The following is a 16,959-nucleotide window of genomic DNA, read 5'->3' on the forward strand; positions in this document are numbered from 1 at the left end:
ATTATCTAAAATTGTGGTTAAAGCTACAAAAAATTGTTAAAACAACTAACTAATACTGTATTTCCAGCCTCAGTCTTCCGACTAGAGAGTGGTTTAACTTTTATTCATCAAGAAATTCCCACGACTCCCGTAGTTGTGGCGGATGTTTGGGTGCGTGCTGGAGCAAGCCTAGAGCCAAAACCGTGGTTCGGCATGGCGCACTTTTTAGAACACATGATTTTTAAAGGAACGGCGACGCTACCCCCTGGGATGTTCGATGCCAAGGTTGAAAACCGGGGTGGCGTAAGTAATGCGGCGACAAGCTATGATTATGCTCATTATTCACTCACCACGGCTGCCCCTTATTTAAAAGATACTCTCCCCTACTTGGGAGAACTCCTGCTCAATGCGGCAATTCCAGAAGACGAATTTAGCCGCGAACGGGATGTAGTGCTAGAGGAAATTCGCTCTTGTCAAGACGATTGCGACTGGATAGGATTCCAAACTCTGATTCAAAGCATCTATCCGCATCACCCTTATGGACGTTCGGTGCTGGGGACTGAGCAAGAATTGATGCAGCAGTCTCCAGAAGCAATGCGCTGTTTTCACCACGCCCACTATCAGCCGGAAAATATGACAGTGGTAATAGCCGGGGGTATAGCCCAGCAACCAGCTTGGGAAATGGTAAATCGTTCATTTACTGATTTTGCCGAACGCTTGAATTGTCCGCAGTTTGAGAAAGTAGCAAAGCCAGTAATAACAGGAATTCACCGTCAAGAACTTTGTTTACCACGCATAGAGCAAGCGCGATTGTTGATGGCGTGGCTGGTACCCGGAGTAGAGGACATGCGTATCGGCTATGGTTTAGATTTGTTGTCAGTGTTATTGGCAGAAGGGCGGACTTCGCGTTTAGTGCGCGATTTGCGAGAAGATTTGCAATTGGTACAAGGAATTTGCAGTAGTTTTTCTCTACAACGAGAATCAAGTTTATTTACAATTACTGCCTGGTTAGAACCAGAAAATCTAGAGGAAGTTGAGTCCTTAATTTGCACTCATTTGGATGAATTGCAGAATAGCGGAATTAGCGAACAGGAACTTGCCCGTACACGCCGACTGCTATGTAATGAGTATGCATTTTCTACCGAAACGCCAAATCAGCTTACAGGGCTTTACGGATATTACAATACCATCGCCCAAGCTGAATTAGCTGTGACATATCCCCAACAAATTCAGTCCTTTGATGCCCAAGAACTGCAAAAACTAGCTAAACAATATCTTTCACCGCAGAATTACGCGGTTACTGTACTTAAACCGTCTTAGTTATTGGGTATGGGGCATTGGGCATTGGGATTTATGATTGAAGACTAGGCACTGGGGAGACAAAGAGGAAAATAACACTCTCCTCACTCAGGACTCATAATGGGCATGGGGCATTAGTTTTTGAAAAATGACAAAGGACAAAGCATAAATGACAACCTTGCTGGAAAAATCGCCTATCCATCGCACCGTATTGAACAATGGTATTGTCGTGCTGGTGACAGAAAATCCGGCGGCGGATATTATTGCGGCGCGAATCTTTGTGCGTGCTGGTAGTTGTAATGAAAACCGGGAAAAAGCAGGGTTGGCACATTTGCTATCAGCAGTGATGACAAAGGGATGTGATGGGCTTTCTAGCTTAGAAATTGCTGAAAAAGTCGAGTCTGTAGGAGCTAGTTTGAGCGCGGATGCTGGCACTGATTATTTTTTGCTATCTTTCAAGACGGTGACATCCGATTTTTCGGAAATTTTAGCATTGGCAGGGCTGATTTTGCGATCGCCTACTTTTCCCGAAACTCAAGTAGAACTAGAACGGCGTTTAGCACTCCAAGATATTCGTTCCCAAAAAGAGCAACCTTTCAATGTCGCCTTTGAACAAATGCGGCTGGTAATGTACCAAAATCATCCCTACTCTATGTCAGTGCTGGGAGATGAAACCAGTATGGGCAGCTTAACTCGCGCGGATTTGGTGCAGTATCATCAAACTTATTTCCGCCCAGATAATGTAGTAATTAGTATTGCTGGCAGAATCACACCCACTGATGCAGTCGCATTAGTGGAAGAAGTTTTTGCTGATTGGCAAGCGCCAGCCCAAGCACTGCCAATACTGAATCTACCTGAGATTAAAGTAGAACCACAGGTAAAGGTTAAGCCACTACAGACACAACAATCAATCGTAATGCTTGGTTATTTGGGAACATCGGTAAGCTCTGTTGACTACGCCGCCCTGAAATTGCTGTGTACCTACTTAGGAAATGGGCTTTCTAGTCGCTTGTTTGTCGAATTAAGGGAAAAAAGGGGTTTAGCTTACGAAGTATCCGCCTTTTACTCCACAAGGCTATTTCCAGCCTCATTTGTGGTTTACATGGGTACAGCACCCGAAAATACCACCATTGCCCTAGAGGGACTGCGTACAGAGGTAGATTTATTGTCTACCACAGAAGTATCCGAAAGCGCACTCCAAGCTGCTAAAAATAAGATCCTGGGGCAGTACGCTTTGGGTAAACAAACCAATGGACAAATTGCCCAGATATACGGCTGGTATGAAATTTTGGGCTTAGGAATTGATTTTGACACCAAGTTTCAAGAATTGATTGCCGCAGTGAGTGCCAAAGATGCGATCGCCGCCGCCCGTAAGTATTTAAAAGAGCCTTATTTATCTTTAGTTGGTCAAGAAGAAGCAGTTAATCGAGCGATCGCGTAAATAGCCTGTCTGAGACATCGTAAAATAGAACAGCTGTTTTTTAGACCAAGCGGCTGTACCATTAGCATGAGAATATTCTGGGAGTAAATTCCATGCAAAGCAGCCTGACAGCAAGTATTTTGAGTTACTTAAAATTACTAGACCTCACTGTAAATCGCTGTGAAATGGAAAAACGACAGGGTTGGCAACCAAAGAGGTCTAAATCTTTATCAGCTATTGGAATACTCTTGTTCTGGGCTACGCCTCTGCTGATTACCTCAACGGCTGTAGCATCAATAGCACCAACACAAAGAATTGCTCAAGTAAATCCTCAAGATAGCATCAACCGCCCTACCCTCAAAGTTGGTAGCCAAGGCGATCGCGTATCTGAACTTCAAGCAGCTTTGAAACTTTTGGGTTTTTACTCTGGTGCAGTGGATGGTATATATAGTGAGAATACAGCTAGTGCTGTTTCCCGGTTTAAACAAGCAGCTGGCTTAAATCCAGATGGCATTGTTGATGCCAGCACTTGGCAACGACTTTTCCCTAATCAACCAGTAGCCGCGTCAACCGTTCCTTCATCCCAGCCAATATTTAACTCAGCTACAAATTTTCCTATTCCCACCCAGGCTAACAACCTCACCAATGTTGCAAATCCCAGCCCCCCAAAACAAGCTGTCACACAAGTTGCAACTAACCCACAGCCAAGACCTACTACCTCAAAAAAAGCTGTAACACAAGTTGCAACCAGCCCACAGCCAAGACCTACTACCTCAAAAAAAGCTGTAACACAAGTTGCAACACAAGTTACAAGCAGCCCTGAGCCAAGACCTGCTACTCCCAGAAAAGGTACAAATTCCAGAACGCAGAAAAGACCGAATCGGACTACATCAACGACTCAAACTCAGTCAAACACAACTACTAAGCGAACCTCTGGTATTCAATACACCTCCGAAGGATTGCCAATTTTGCGTATAGGATTACGTGGTTCTGAAGTTGTGAAGTTGCAAGAACAACTGAAAAAGCTTGGTTTCTTGAAAGGCGATGCTGATGGAGACTTTGGTGTGACAACCGAGACAGCTGTGAAAGCCGCACAAAAGCGCTATGGTATAGAACCTGACGGTGTAGTTGGTGGCTCTACCTGGGAAGTTCTTTTGCGGCGTTAGTTTGACGCTAAAGTTGCCATCCACTATAGAAGACGTAGCAAGTGCTACGTCTCTACAAGGATTATGAGTAATACGTATTTTAACTTTGAGAAACCTTTGTAGGGGTTTTGCGCTTCAGATCATTTTTTATGAATTCACTCCGGTACATCCTGGAATACGATAAAGATACACTGATTAAAAGTATCTCTCTATGCCAGCATTAAAAAATTACATTCCTTTTGGGCTGACAAAAGATGACGACAACTTTAGAAGTCAAGCACAAGGACACGCGATCGCGTCAAATATCACAACTGTCAATAGTAAAATTAATTAAACTTACTGCTAATTCTTCTAAAAAAACTTATGCAACACTTTTTATTAACTTGGCTCGGTACTGCGGTGGCGTTATTTATTACTGCTAATATCGTTCCGGGATTCTTTATTAAGAATTTTGTGGTTGCCTTGGTTGCGGCCTTTGTGATTGGTCTGGTTAATGCATTTATTAGACCAATTTTACAGATTTTGACCTTCCCGATTACCTTGCTCACCTTTGGTTTATTTACATTGGTAATTAACGCTTTAACCCTTTGGTTGGCAAGTGCCTTAACTCCTGTTTATGGTTTTGAAATTCAGGGGTTTTTACCTGCTTTGTTAGGTTCAATCGTGCTAGCTATTGTTTCTAGCATAATTAACTATTTGTTGAGAGTTGTTGACTAGAAAAATTAGTGGAGTTTTGTAATAGTTATATTTGAGCCTTGGGCAACAGCTAGCGTTACCGCTCCTGGTTGCCCTTGTAGCTGGAAAATCTGTTTAGGAACTAAGAAACTCAATCCCAATGCTTCTGTGTTGGTAAAAGAGAAAGTAGTTGGATTAGCTGCAAGAATAGCAGCCGCCTCTGCTACGCTAGGTGTACCTACCTTGTGGTCGGTAATTGTAGCAGGGTTGGGGACACAGACAGAACGAAGGATTTGGGCAGAAAAGATTTTTAGAGGTAGATTGCGGAGGTGGCAAAGTTCTACTAAGCCAACTTCTGAGGCTTTAGTGTCAATGGTAGCAATCCCTGCGATCGCACTTTGACAAAGTTGATTTTCTCGAAAGACTTCCTCAATTGCCCAATCAATCAATTGCCATGAGGTTCCCCGTTTACAACCGATTCCCACCCATAAAACCTGTTGCACTTGGTGTATTTCCTTATTTTACTCCAACAGCCAACCAAATAAATCTCCTACTGTCAGCCTCAACTCACTGGCAAAATCTGGCACAGGAAATAAAGCATCTAGTTCATCTAACATGATTGGCTGTTGATTGCGGATGTACACAAATACCGTTTGTTCTTCTGGATCAATCAGCCAACCCATTTGTGTTTCATAATTCAGGCAATGCAGAATATTTTTTGTAACTTTCGTTTGTCTTTGGTCAGGTGATAGAATCTCAATAGTCCAATCGGGAGATGCTTGGAAGACGTTGGCAACTTCACCATTTTCATCGCGGGGAATTCTTTGCCAAGTAAACACAGCAACATCTGGCACTATTGACCTTCCACCAAAAGTACACCGCAGTTCTGGAAAAGCACGAGCAATTCGCTTGGGCTTCACCGTTAAGTTTACAGTGCTAACCATTTCACCTTGAATTATACTGTGTTTTCCCTGTGGTATGGGTTTTTGAATAATTTGTCCATCGATGTATTCACTAGCGGGCTTTGTTTCCGGTAATATTAGAAACTCTGCCAAAGTTATATTTTTTGATGTTGTCCGTACCATAAGCGATCGCCTCCAAATTCAAAAATTATGATTAACGAACCGCCAAGACGCAAAGGACACCAAGAAGAAATTAACTTAACTCTTACTCAGCGTACCTTTACGTTAAAAAAATATTACATCCTCTCTAAAACCTGAATTCCCAACAAAGATAATCCCAGCTTCAGGGTTCTAGCAGTCAAATCACATAAAACCAACCGGGATGTACGCTGTGGTTCCTCTGCATCCAAAACCTGAACTCCCTGATTGCGATCGTAAAACTGATTAAACTTCTTACTCAGTTCGTACAAATATTCACATAACCGATTAGGCATCAAGTCTTGCTCTACACTACTAATAACTTCATCCAGTTGAAGTAAATATTTTGCCAGCGCTAATTCTGTTTCATGCTGCAATAAGACGGCATTATTTCCTAACTCCTCAAAGTTAATCTCACCCTTGCGGCTAATCCCCTGAATCCGCGCATAAGCATATAGCATATAAGGTGCAGTATTACCTTTGAAATCCAGCATTTTGTCGTAGCTGAAAATGTAATTGCTGGTGCGGTTTTGGCTTAAGTCTGCATACTTAACTGCACTGATCCCAACTACCCTAGCAACTTCATTAATAAATTCTTCAGTTTCTTGGCGTTCTTCTTCTTGTAATCTAGTTTTTAAGTCAGCATGGGAACGAGAAACAGCTTCATCCAATAAGTCTCGTAACCGCACACTGTCCCCAAAACGAGTTTTGATTCTTTTACCATCTTCCCCTAACACCAACCCAAAGGGAACATGTACTAATTCCACATCATCGGGAATCCAGCCAGCTTTGCGTGCTACTTGGAAAAATTGGGTAAAGTGGTTTGCTTGTCCAGCATCAGTTACATAAATTATCCGCTTTGCTTGATCCTGTTGAATTCGGTAGCGGAGAGATGCTAAATCTGTTGTGGCGTAGTTATAGCCGCCATCTGATTTTTGCACAATCAAGGGCAAAGGTTCACCTTCTCTATTTGTAAACCCTTCCAAAAAAACGCATTTTGCGCCCTGATTTTCTACCAGTAAACCAGATTTTTCTAAATCTTCCACAATCCCAGATAATAAAGGATTATAGAAAGATTCTCCACGTTCAATTAATTTGATATCCAGCAAATCATAAATTATTTGAAACTCCCGCCGCGACTGTTCGCATAGCAGTTTCCAAGCATGGAGTGTATCTTCTGCACCCGCTTGTAATCTCACAACTTCTTGGCGTGCTGTTTCTTGAAAAGCTTCATCTGCATCAAACCGCAATTTGGCTTTGCGGTAAAAAGTGACTAAATCACCAATATCTAAAGCATTAGCGGTAGTAAGCGCCTCTGGATAAACTTCCCGCAGATAGGCGATTAACATGCCAAACTGCGTACCCCAATCACCCACATGATTTAACCGCAGCACATCATGTCCAAGAAATTCTAAAATCCGGGCGATGGAATCACCAATGATTGTAGAACGCAAGTGTCCGACGTGCATTTCTTTAGCAATATTCGGACTGGAAAAATCCACAATTTCCCGCTTCGGCGTTTTTGCTGCTGGAACTCCCAACCGGGGATCGGCTTGAATCTCGTTCAATTGTGCTTCTAAATATACCGTTTTTAGTTTCAGATTGATAAATCCTGGGCCAGCAATTTCTGGCGGTTCGCAGATTTCGGATACATCTAGTTTCTCAACGATCGCACCTGCGATCGCTCTTGGTTGCAATCCTTTCTTTTTACTCAGCGATAAAGCCACATTCGCCTGATAATCACCAAATTTAGGATTGCTAGCAGAAACCAATATTGGATCTACTCCCGCGAAGTCAGCGCCAAAAGCCGCAACTATTGCCTGTTCAAGCTGAACTTTTAGTTTTTCTTGTGTAGCGTTCATATATAAATTTTATCTGCGAGACAGGGAATGTAGCTCTGGAAAAGCTTGATTATTAACTTTAGCATTTCATTTTGAGCCACTCGATCTATGCATCAGAAATATTTTTGTCCATCTACTTACCCATGCCAAAACCCACGACAAAATGACGGACAGAATTGCAACACAATGTCGTTTACTTTTCTTTCTCAATAAGACACTCTATCTGTAACAGAAATTTTCCCTGTAGAGATAAGTAGTAACATGAAAGTACGTGATGTGATCAAGCGAGTGGAAGCTGATGGTTGGTATCTTGATAGAACTAAAGGTAGTCATCGACAGTTCAAGCATCCTGATAAACCAGGTTTAGTTACAGTTCCAGGTAAATTGTCTGACGACTTAGCCCCTGGTACTCTCAGTAGTATTTGGAGGCAAGCACAATTATAAGGAGAATGGCAATGCATTACGTAGTGGTGATTGAAAAGGCGGATAGTAATTACTCTGCTTATGTGCCTGATTTACCAGGTTGTGTAACTACAGGTGCAACCTTAGAAGAAGTCAAGCAAATGATTGCAGAAGCTATTGAATTTCATCTAGAAGGAATGCTAAAAGATGGTTTAGCTATTCCGAAACCTACAAGCATTGCTCATGAGGTTGAAGTTGGAAATTACAGCAAAACATGATTATAGAAAATCACTAAAATTAACACTAAACAAGCCTCTTAGAATATTTAAGTGTATGTCATGGTGCGATCGCTCCCAACCACAACATAAATCTCTATTTGTTTGTAAAAAAAGTAGCCTCCAACCTTGGAAGCTCCCCTATAAGAAATTTGTTGACAAGCAATGCTTATCGACTTTTAACTATGGACTCTTGATTAGAGCTTTCTAACTCTGGAAGTTCTACTCTGCAAGGTTTCCAGGCTTCTGCCCAAGCAAGGCACAACTGACGGAAGCGATCGCCCCGTACCTCAAAATTGGGGTACTGATCGAAACTGGCGCAAGCTGGAGATAGCAACACTACAGGCGCTTGATACTCCTTGGCTAATTCTGCGGATTTGGGGATTGCCTTTTCCATAGTTTCCACAATGTGGTAGGAATAATACCCTATTTCTTGGAGGCGTTGAGCAAATGCGGGTGCAGCAGAGCCAATCAATAACACAGCAGCAGCTTTGGTTTGAATTTGTGCTAACCAGCCAGTATCATCACCTGCTTTGGCTTCTCCACCAGCAATTAAAATCGCTGGACTTTTCACAGATGCTAAACCAACTTCGGCAGCATCGTAGTTAGTGGCTTTGCTATCGTTAATGAAATCAATACCTTCCCAAGTGCAGATATGCTCCAAACGATGAGCAACGCCGGGGAATTCACTAATTGCAAGTGCGATCGCATCACGATTAATTCCTGCTAATCTTGCCGTAGCTACTGCCATCAAGAGATTTTGCTGGTTATGTTCTCCCACCATTCGCAAAGTAGATACTTTCACAATCGGTTCTGGTGCAGAGGTTGCACTCAACTTTTCCACAACCCAGCCGTCGTTGATGTAAAAGCCTTTTTCGCTAATCAGGAAATCTTTTCCTTTGACACTCGTCCAATAAGCATCAGGCCAAACACTTAAACCTTGTTGCCTCAAGTAAGCATCATCCCCATTAAACACTTGCAACTCAGACTGATGCAATAACTTTGCTTTGATGTTGTAATAGTTTTCTAAAGTCTTATGGCGACTCAGATGATCTGGTGTGAAAGTTGTCCAAACACCGATACGGGGTGCTAGAGAACTGGAAGATTCTATTTGATAGCTGCTAACTTCCGCAATCACCCAATCGAGTGAGGAGTTAGGAGTTAAGAGTGAGGAATTATCAAATGCTTCCCCTACCTCCCCTACCTCCCCTGCCTCCCCTGCCTCCCCTGCCTCCCCTGCTCCCTGCTCCCTGCTCCCTGCTCCTTTCCCCCTCCAAGATAGGGCAACTTCACAGGCGGCGTAGCCAATGTTACCGCAGGCGGGCGCGTTTAATTCTGCGGCTTGGAAAATGGCAGCAATTAAAGCTGTGGTAGTAGTTTTACCGTTAGTCCCGGTGATTCCTACCCAAGGTAGGGATTGCAAATTTCGCCAAGCGAGTTCCATTTCCCCAATAGTTTCAATACCTAATTGGCGTGCCTCAATTAATACGGGAATATCCCAAGGCACGCCAGGACTAACAACTATTAATTGGGGTAAATTATCACCATTTAATTCTAGGGATTGTCCTAGTTTAACGGTTATTTGCTCGGCAGCGAGTTCTTGTTGTTGTTCTAGGAGGGTTTCGGAGGTGTTGCCATCACTTAGCTCTACCTCCCAACCTTCCCGTTTCAACAATCTCGCCGCAGCAACACCGGACTTTCCCAATCCAATAACAGTAGCTCTAGGCATAGATTGCAGCAGAGTGTCCCTGGTTAAGCACTCCCTATAGTAACGTCTCTTGGCAAGAATTACACAACTTTTTGTTGACCTACGCTACAGATTTTTGACGATCGCACCAAAGTCAGCAAGAACACGGGCATGATTCCGAACTAATCCTAGCAGATGTAATCGATTCCGCTTAATTTCTGGATTGGAGTCCATAACTAATACGCTATCTGGGCCATCAAAGAAGTTACTAACTGTCGGAGCAATTTTTGCTAGTGCTGCTACTAACAGTTGATAATTTCGTGTCTGCTGTGCTGTTTGAGTTTGCGGTACTGATTCGATTAAAGCATTATACAAAGCTGCCTCAGAGGGCTTTTGAAATAATTCTGGACGAACTACCGTTGTCGGTTCTAGCTGTTTGGTATCCAAATCACCTTGGGCGGCTAATCGTGTGGAACGGTTAACGGTTTCGTAGATGTTATCTAAGGTACTGTCGTTACGGATTTGTTGTAAGTACAAGGCGCGATCGCGGACATCCAATAAATCTTTTAATGTCCGTTCTGTGTATTCTGGGTCATTTTCTCCCAAAACTGCATTTACCAAGTCGTAATCAATCTGTTTCTCTTCTTGCAATAAAGTGCGGATGCGTTGTAAGAAAAACTCTTGTAATGCTGTGGTTAATGATGCCCGATCTTTCTGATATTTCTCTGCAAAATCTGTTGCTATTTGTGCCAATAAATCATCTAAATTTATTGGTAAATTATAGAACCAGGTAATTTTAACTACAGCATTGGCAGCCCGACGCAAGGCGAAGGGATCGGAGGAACCAGAGGGAATTAAACCTAAACCAAAGATACTTACCAAGGTATCTAATCTATCTGCCAAACCGACAATTTGACCTGTCAGTGTATCGGGTAAATTGTCACCTGCTCCCGTTGGTAAATAATGTTGAAATATTGCCTTTGCTACTTCGGCATCTTCACCACTAGCTAAGGCATATTTTTCTCCCATAATGCCTTGCAATTCAGGGAATTCATACACCATTTGAGTAACCAAATCTGCTTTACACAATAAAGCAGCCCGTTGGATTTTTTGGATTTGATTTTCTGCTAATTTTAATTGGGTAGCAATTCGCTCGGTAATCTTAACTACTCTATCTATTTTGGTACGTACCGAACCCAATTCTTCTTGGAAGGTGACTTTTTCTAACTGTGGTAAAAAGCTTTCTAAAGGCTTAGTTAAATCAGCTTCGTAGAAAAATCTGCCATCAGCTAATCTGGCACGAATTACCCTTTCATTCCCGACGGCAACAATATCTGATTTCTTGGGATCGCCGTTAGAAATGGTGATGAAATTGGGTAATAATTCTTGCTCAAAACTACCTGGTTTGAATACAGGAAAATAACGTTGATGAGTTACCATAACTTCCGTAATTACCTCAGTTGGTAATTCCAAAAATTCTGGTTCAAATTTCCCCACAACTGTAGAAGGGTATTCTACAAGATTGGTTACTTCCGCTAACAAATCGGGGTAAATTACTGTATAACCGCTTAAACTTTCTGCTACCGCCTTTACTTGCTCTTTAATCAGATTTTCCCGTTCTTCTGGGTCAACGGTGACATAAGCAGACTTGAGGGCGGTAACATAATCGGTAGCTTGGGCAATTGTCACAGGTTCAGGATGTAAAACGCGATGACCTTGGGAAATGCGATCGCTCTGAATCGTTTTAGAACCATTCACCAATTCTAACGGTAGCACTCTCTCATCTAACAAAGCTACCAGCCAGCGAATTGGTCGAGAAAACCTCCCATCCCCATCTCCCCAACGCATCAACCGCTTACCTTCTAAACCCCAAATCCACTGGAAAACAAGTTCTGTCAAAATTTCCGCCACGGAACGCCCAGGAATTCTTTTCTGCACAAAGACAAATTCCCCTTTGTCAGTGGGGCGAAGGAACAGTGCATCTAGTTCCACACCTTGCTTTTTGGCAAAGCCTACTGCTGCTGCTGTGGGCTGACCATCTTTAAAGGCGGCTTGGGCGGGAGGCCCTTTAATTTCTTCTTCTCGGTCTGCTTGCTGTGATGGTAGACCTTTAATCAATACCGCCAAACGCCGAGGAGTACCGTACACCTGGACACTTTCACTCTGAAGGCTATTTGCTTCCAAACTTTGGGGAATGCGTTCTCGCCACTGTATTAAGGCATCACTGAGAAAGCTTGCAGGTAATTCTTCTGTACCAACTTCTAATAAAAACGCAGGCATAGGTCACTGTTTTCAACTTTGCGTAGCTCAACTTTATCAGTTATTATCTGGCGATCGCTCGTGATTTTTAGGTAATAAACCTTGCTACGTACATCAAAATAGACAAAGTACGGATTAGGTTTATTAGATAGACTTGGCATTTTCTCCAAAAATTTAAAAAACAAGTGTTTCTCTTCATGAATTTATTACACTTGCTACCGTACTTTTATGCAGTATTTACTTATACATATCGATATCGTAAACTTCATGATGTCTGATGTCTTGATATTTGCACCATGACAATCAATTTTGGAGTTATGACCATGAAAAACATTTTTGCCAAAACGGTTGCTATCACAGCAACCAGTGCTGCTCTTAGTGTAGCGATCGCTGCTGCTGTTAACAACCCGGCTCAAGCTGTTGAGTTCAACTTTAACTGGCTAGGTAATGCCGGTTATTCAGCAACAGGTTCATTCAGTTACGATGAGGCTACAGCACCCACAATCATTTCCGAAAGTGGTAGTGGAGCGACCAAATTTTTACAATCCTTGAATGTCTCCTTCTTAGACCCATCTAAAAATCTTCTGGGAACTTATAACACCGTTACTGGTGGGGTATCACAATCTAGCTTCTTCGCTTTCAACTTTGATACAGCCACTCAGAAATTGTTTGGCCCCTTGGATATAGCAGGAGGAACGGGTGTAATTGGAGAATATTTCTTCAATGGAACGGTTGGCAACTCTTTGGCATTACGTCAGGATGTAGATCAAAAGGGAACTTCAACATTAGTAGATCAAAATCTTGGTTCTATTCAGGTATCCAAAGTTCCTGAGCCTACTTCTCTGTTGGGTTTAGTGGCGTTAGGGATGTTGGGTGTAGGCTCAACCCTGAAGAAAAAGCAAGCCTCTTGCTAGAAAGTAGGGCTTCCTAGTTAGAGGTTGCCAAATTTAGTTTAATGAATTTTCATTCTAGCTCTAATAGTTCAGCAGACTATTGAGTTTATCATCCAACCTTATCGGTTAGCGATCGCTCGAATACTTGTGTTAATAAGTATTCGAGCGATTATAATCAAAAAATTTCACTAAGAGTACTCCAAGTAAAAAAATGCCCAATTGTCATTGCGAGCGAAGCGAAGCAATCCCAAGGGCTGTGATTGCTTCGCTTCGCTCTCTACGAGACGCTACGCGAACGCAATGACGGGTTTTAGATCATTTATTTTTTGGAACACTCTAAAATCGGCATGACTACAACAATCAGCGCTACTTTTGCTACTGCGTAAGTGCTAATAACTAGCCCTTTCAAGGTGACTCGTAGAATCTCTTCTTTTCTCTCTGTGTTCTCTGTGCCTCTGCGGTTTAAAAGTATTTTATTTAACCACAGAGGTGCAGAAAACACAGAGGTAAGAAGTTAAAGAGGAGTTTCTTGACCAACATTTTTACCCACCTTGAAAGGGCTAGTCCTATTCACTACAAAATAATCTCAAGATTTTTTACATTACTTAATCTAGCTTGACTTATTCTCGCCTACTTACACAAACTAAGTCCGCCTATCGCGCTTCGCACACCATGCATGCAGACTTAAGGAATTTTAAACCCACAGAGGTGAGTTTTTACACTCATTTAGATGCTCCCCACCAGTGTTTAAAAATTACTGCCTTTGAACTACTGAAAAAATCAGATACTCATTAATAGACCTCTTGCAAAAGTATCTTTTGTAAGAGAGGAGAAATGGTTTTTTCTTACCCCTTTACCTTTTTAGCGACTTCTGTAATAAATGTCATGAATGAAATACTGATGACTTGGTTAAAAATACTTCATGTGCCAGTTTAAAAGGCGGAATGTGGCTTATATGCACGAGATTAAATATGATGTTACAATTTCCTAAGTGTAAATTTGACGATTAAATTCACTATTAAATGAGTGAGCAATTATCATATATATGGTGAGAAATTTAAATCAGTGAAAGTTATTAGTTATCAGTTAACACTGGTAATTAGTTACCAGACGTGAAGAGACTTTATCCAAGCGAAAAACTGATATAGGAATCATATTTGATTTTTGAACAAAATTAGGTATTGTAGGGGAGTCAGTGCGTTGCGGTGAATCCAGCGCTGTAGGCGGGTTTCCCAACCTAGGCGACTGGTGAATCCGAAGGGATGTTCCCTCCGTTGTGGCAACTGGCATTGTGTTAGAACGAAGTTTGTAACGCACCATTATCAAGGGTTTGGTGCCGTATTCTCCGTGCTAACACACCCTACATATTTTTCAAAAATCAAATAGTAGTCCTATATATTGATAACCAATAACTGTTAGAATCCAGCTAGAAAATTCTTAACCAGTGTTTGTCGCAATTGTGATTAAAAAAATCATTATCTGCTGAAAACCTAAATTTAAATAATAGAAATTAGCATATTCTGCTGAGATTAGCAATAAATTCGCTGATCTCATATTGTCTTCACCAAATTTATAAATAGCTAATGCATATTCTAATTTATTCCTACAACTATCATCCAGAGCCGATTGGAATTGCGCCCTTAATGACTGAATTGGCAGAAGGACTAGTAAAGCGAGGTCATAAAGTGCGGGTAATTACCGGAATGCCTAACTATCCTCAGCGTGAAATTTACGATGAGTATCGGGGTAAATGGTATATTACTGAACATAAAAATGGTGTCACCATTCAACGAAGTTACCTCAGAATTAAGTCTAAACCTAACCTCGTAGATCGGCTTTTACTGGAGTTAAGCTTTATTTTCACAAGCTTACCCCAGGCTTTTAAAGGTAAGCGTCCTGATGTGATTATTTTAACAGTTCCACCTCTACTAGGTATCTTGCCAGCAACAATATTTAGTTGGTTATATAACTGCCCATTAGTTCTAAATGTGCAAGACATTTTACCAGAAGCTGCCGTGCGGGTTGGGCTACTAAAAAACAAGTGGATGATCCGAACTCTTGCAGCTTTAGAAAAATTTGCGTATCGGACTGCACACACTATTAGCGTCATCGCTGATGGATTTCGTGACAATTTAGTGAATAAGGGAGTACCTGTTAATAAAATCGTTTGTATTCCCAATTGGGTGAATGTAAATTTTATTCACCCTTTACCGAAACAGAACAACTCCTGGATATCTAGTCATCAACTCGATGGGAAGTTTGTAGTACTTTATTCGGGCAACATTGCTCTAACTCAAGGTTTAGAAACAGTAATAGAAGCCGCAGTTTGCTTACGTCATATCAGAGATATTGTCTTTGTTATCGTCGGCGAATCAATAGCATTGCAAAGGTTGCAGGAATATTGTTTATTAAATGGAGCAGATAATGTTTTGTTGCTGCCGTTGCAGCCACGAGAAAAATTACCCGAAATGCTAGCAGCATCTGATATTGGGCTGATTGTGCAAAAGCGTAATGTGATTTCGTTCAATATGCCTTCAAAAATACCACTATTATTGGCAAGTGGTCGCCCGATTGTGGGTTCAGTTCCTGCCACTGGTACTGCTGCTAAAGCAATCGAACTCAGTGGTGGTGGGATAATTGTTGAGCCAGAATCGCCCGATGCAATGGCTGCTGCGGTGTATAACTTGTATGCTAATCCGACTCTAGGGACGAAGCTAGGGAAGGCAGGAAGACAGTTTGCTGAAGAAAACTATTCCTTGGAGCAAGCACTCGATCGCTATGAGTGGCTGCTTTCTAATATTGTTGCAAACCAAAAATCCACTGTGAGTATCTTGCCAAAATTGGATTCTAAAGAATCAGTTGTGGATGGTTGAAAGATATGGGGCACAACATTTCTGTTAGCAGTAGTGGGAAGTTTAACCCTTTCTGAGAGGATGTTTTAAAAGCGGTTTGCTGTAATTTTAAGCACTTTTAGATCCCCCCTAACCCCCCTTAAAAAAGCTACGGTGTATACACAAGTCGAATTACCCCCCTTAATCCCCCCTTATAAAGGGAGGAAACCGGAAATCTAGTTCCCTCCCCTTTATAAGGGGAGGGTTAGGGTGGGGTAAAACCTTGGTTAATCAGCTATTTCAGACTTGTGTATACACGGTAGCTTAAAAAAGGGGGGAACCGGAATCAAAGTCCCCTTTTTAAGGGGAGCCACTGCGTTGGGCGGGTTCCCCAACTTGAAGCACGTGGCGTGGATTTAGGGGGATCTAAAATATTTTTCTATCGATGAGAGGACTTTTAAAACATCCTCTGAGTAAAAAAGTGAGATTCCCTGCTCAGAATTTATGATGGGCGACAAATATAAAACCATAATTGGACAAATTAAATCACCCAAATGGGTGAGTTAGGAATCAACCGATCGGATGACCTAAGTGTAGGAAGTTGAAACTGCTCAAAAATAGGAATCTAGAAAATACTGATTGATTGTATGTTTTTCTCCGTGAGGACAACTGGATGAAATTCGCAACCTTGATTAATAAAGCTGAATTAATCAGCGTAGGCGTAGCCCACAAAAGGCATCGCTGCATACCTTTTCTTCCTTAAGGTCAGTACTCACTACGACTTAAGAGCGATAAACTCGTCTATAACTTATACAAATCCAGTCTCATGCTCATCTCATGAGTGATCGCCTTGAATTTGCCGATCTTCTACAAGAGTCAAGTTAAGGATGCAGTATCTTCAGATATAGATTTAAAAGCATCTGGAGATAGTTCCACAAGTATGTTAATTGACGGTATCCTGCGTTTTAGTGATATCCCTACCATACTAGACTCCAGTCATGAATACTACATGAAAACTTGTGTCAATCTGTTTGTGGACGGTATCACCAGATAAGTTGATTCACTGCAATCAGATGAACCGTGTTTTCTCTCTTAGTTAAGGCGCTACTTTGATACTGACGAAAAAAGTTTTATAAATTACACTTTAAAAAAT

Annotated in this window: 15 protein-coding genes; 10 read left to right on the top strand and 5 right to left on the bottom strand. The window is 41.8% G+C overall.

What is annotated here, in order from left to right; all coding sequences use genetic code 11:
- Nucleotides 1-33 precede the first annotated feature (33 nt).
- The 5 genes from GTQ43_RS07580 (at nt 34) to GTQ43_RS07600 (ending at nt 4,560) form a co-directional block, all read left to right on the top strand.
- Entirely contained in the window at nt 34-1,299 is a 1,266-nt protein-coding gene (locus GTQ43_RS07580; RefSeq protein WP_265272056.1) for a M16 family metallopeptidase, read from the top strand.
- A 148-nt stretch (nt 1,300-1,447) separates the two neighbouring features.
- Nucleotides 1,448-2,719 carry a M16 family metallopeptidase gene (locus GTQ43_RS07585; protein WP_265272057.1) on the top strand — a complete coding sequence of 424 codons (1,272 nt, stop codon included), beginning with the start codon at nt 1,448-1,450 and terminating at the stop codon, nt 2,717-2,719.
- 92 nt (nt 2,720-2,811) lie between these two features.
- The gene (locus GTQ43_RS07590) at nt 2,812-3,864 is read left to right on the top strand and encodes a peptidoglycan-binding domain-containing protein (protein WP_265272058.1); all 1,053 of its coding nucleotides are present in this window, start codon (nt 2,812-2,814) and stop codon (nt 3,862-3,864) included.
- A gap of 190 nt (nt 3,865-4,054) precedes the next feature.
- Nucleotides 4,055-4,177, top strand: a complete 123-nt coding sequence (locus GTQ43_RS07595) for a hypothetical protein (RefSeq protein WP_265272059.1) — start codon at nt 4,055-4,057, stop codon at nt 4,175-4,177.
- A 29-nt stretch (nt 4,178-4,206) separates the two neighbouring features.
- Nucleotides 4,207-4,560, top strand: coding sequence for a phage holin family protein (locus tag GTQ43_RS07600; protein WP_265272060.1), 354 nt, complete (start codon nt 4,207-4,209; stop codon nt 4,558-4,560).
- A 5-nt stretch (nt 4,561-4,565) separates the two neighbouring features.
- Here the strand turns inward: GTQ43_RS07600 and GTQ43_RS07605 are convergent, their stop codons facing one another.
- The 3 genes from GTQ43_RS07605 to argS all read right to left on the bottom strand — a co-directional run bounded on the left by GTQ43_RS07605 (nt 4,566) and on the right by argS (nt 7,480).
- The gene (locus tag GTQ43_RS07605; protein ID WP_265272061.1) at nt 4,566-5,021 is read right to left on the bottom strand and encodes a cobalamin biosynthesis protein; all 456 of its coding nucleotides are present in this window, start codon (nt 5,019-5,021) and stop codon (nt 4,566-4,568) included.
- A gap of 18 nt (nt 5,022-5,039) precedes the next feature.
- Nucleotides 5,040-5,603, bottom strand: coding sequence for a Uma2 family endonuclease (locus GTQ43_RS07610; protein ID WP_265272062.1), 564 nt, complete (start codon nt 5,601-5,603; stop codon nt 5,040-5,042).
- 113 nt (nt 5,604-5,716) lie between these two features.
- Nucleotides 5,717-7,480 carry an arginine--tRNA ligase gene (argS, locus tag GTQ43_RS07615; RefSeq protein ID WP_265272063.1) on the bottom strand — a complete coding sequence of 588 codons (1,764 nt, stop codon included), beginning with the start codon at nt 7,478-7,480 and terminating at the stop codon, nt 5,717-5,719.
- 240 nt (nt 7,481-7,720) lie between these two features.
- Between argS and GTQ43_RS07620 the strand changes: the two genes are divergently transcribed.
- Complete coding sequence (locus tag GTQ43_RS07620) at nt 7,721-7,903, top strand: type II toxin-antitoxin system HicA family toxin (RefSeq protein ID WP_193950722.1); 183 nt, start codon at nt 7,721-7,723, stop codon at nt 7,901-7,903.
- Between the two features lie 11 nt (nt 7,904-7,914).
- Nucleotides 7,915-8,139 (top strand): type II toxin-antitoxin system HicB family antitoxin, encoded by a 225-nt coding sequence (locus GTQ43_RS07625; protein WP_265272064.1) that lies wholly within the window; start codon nt 7,915-7,917, stop codon nt 8,137-8,139.
- Nucleotides 8,140-8,305: 166 nt separating this feature from the next.
- Here GTQ43_RS07625 and murD read toward each other — a convergent pair whose 3' ends face one another.
- Both murD and glyS read right to left on the bottom strand, forming a co-directional pair.
- Nucleotides 8,306-9,865, bottom strand: a complete 1,560-nt coding sequence (murD, locus tag GTQ43_RS07630) for a UDP-N-acetylmuramoyl-L-alanine--D-glutamate ligase (protein WP_265272065.1) — start codon at nt 9,863-9,865, stop codon at nt 8,306-8,308.
- Between the two features lie 84 nt (nt 9,866-9,949).
- Nucleotides 9,950-12,103: a glycine--tRNA ligase subunit beta gene (glyS, locus tag GTQ43_RS07635; protein WP_265272066.1), complete on the bottom strand. Its 2,154-nt coding sequence runs from the start codon at nt 12,101-12,103 to the stop codon at nt 9,950-9,952.
- Between the two features lie 302 nt (nt 12,104-12,405).
- On the opposite strand from glyS, the gene GTQ43_RS07640 reads away from it, so the two are divergent.
- From GTQ43_RS07640 to GTQ43_RS07650, 3 genes are all read left to right on the top strand, one after another.
- Nucleotides 12,406-12,996: a PEP-CTERM sorting domain-containing protein gene (locus tag GTQ43_RS07640; protein WP_265272067.1), complete on the top strand. Its 591-nt coding sequence runs from the start codon at nt 12,406-12,408 to the stop codon at nt 12,994-12,996.
- Between the two features lie 1,562 nt (nt 12,997-14,558).
- Nucleotides 14,559-15,848 carry a glycosyltransferase family 4 protein gene (locus GTQ43_RS07645; protein ID WP_265272068.1) on the top strand — a complete coding sequence of 430 codons (1,290 nt, stop codon included), beginning with the start codon at nt 14,559-14,561 and terminating at the stop codon, nt 15,846-15,848.
- An 808-nt stretch (nt 15,849-16,656) separates the two neighbouring features.
- The gene (locus GTQ43_RS07650) at nt 16,657-16,860 is read left to right on the top strand and encodes a hypothetical protein (RefSeq protein ID WP_265272069.1); all 204 of its coding nucleotides are present in this window, start codon (nt 16,657-16,659) and stop codon (nt 16,858-16,860) included.
- The last annotated feature ends 99 nt before the right edge of the window (nt 16,861-16,959 follow it).

The organism is Nostoc sp. KVJ3 (assembly GCF_026127265.1).
Taxonomy (GTDB): Bacteria; Cyanobacteriota; Cyanobacteriia; order Cyanobacteriales; family Nostocaceae; genus Nostoc.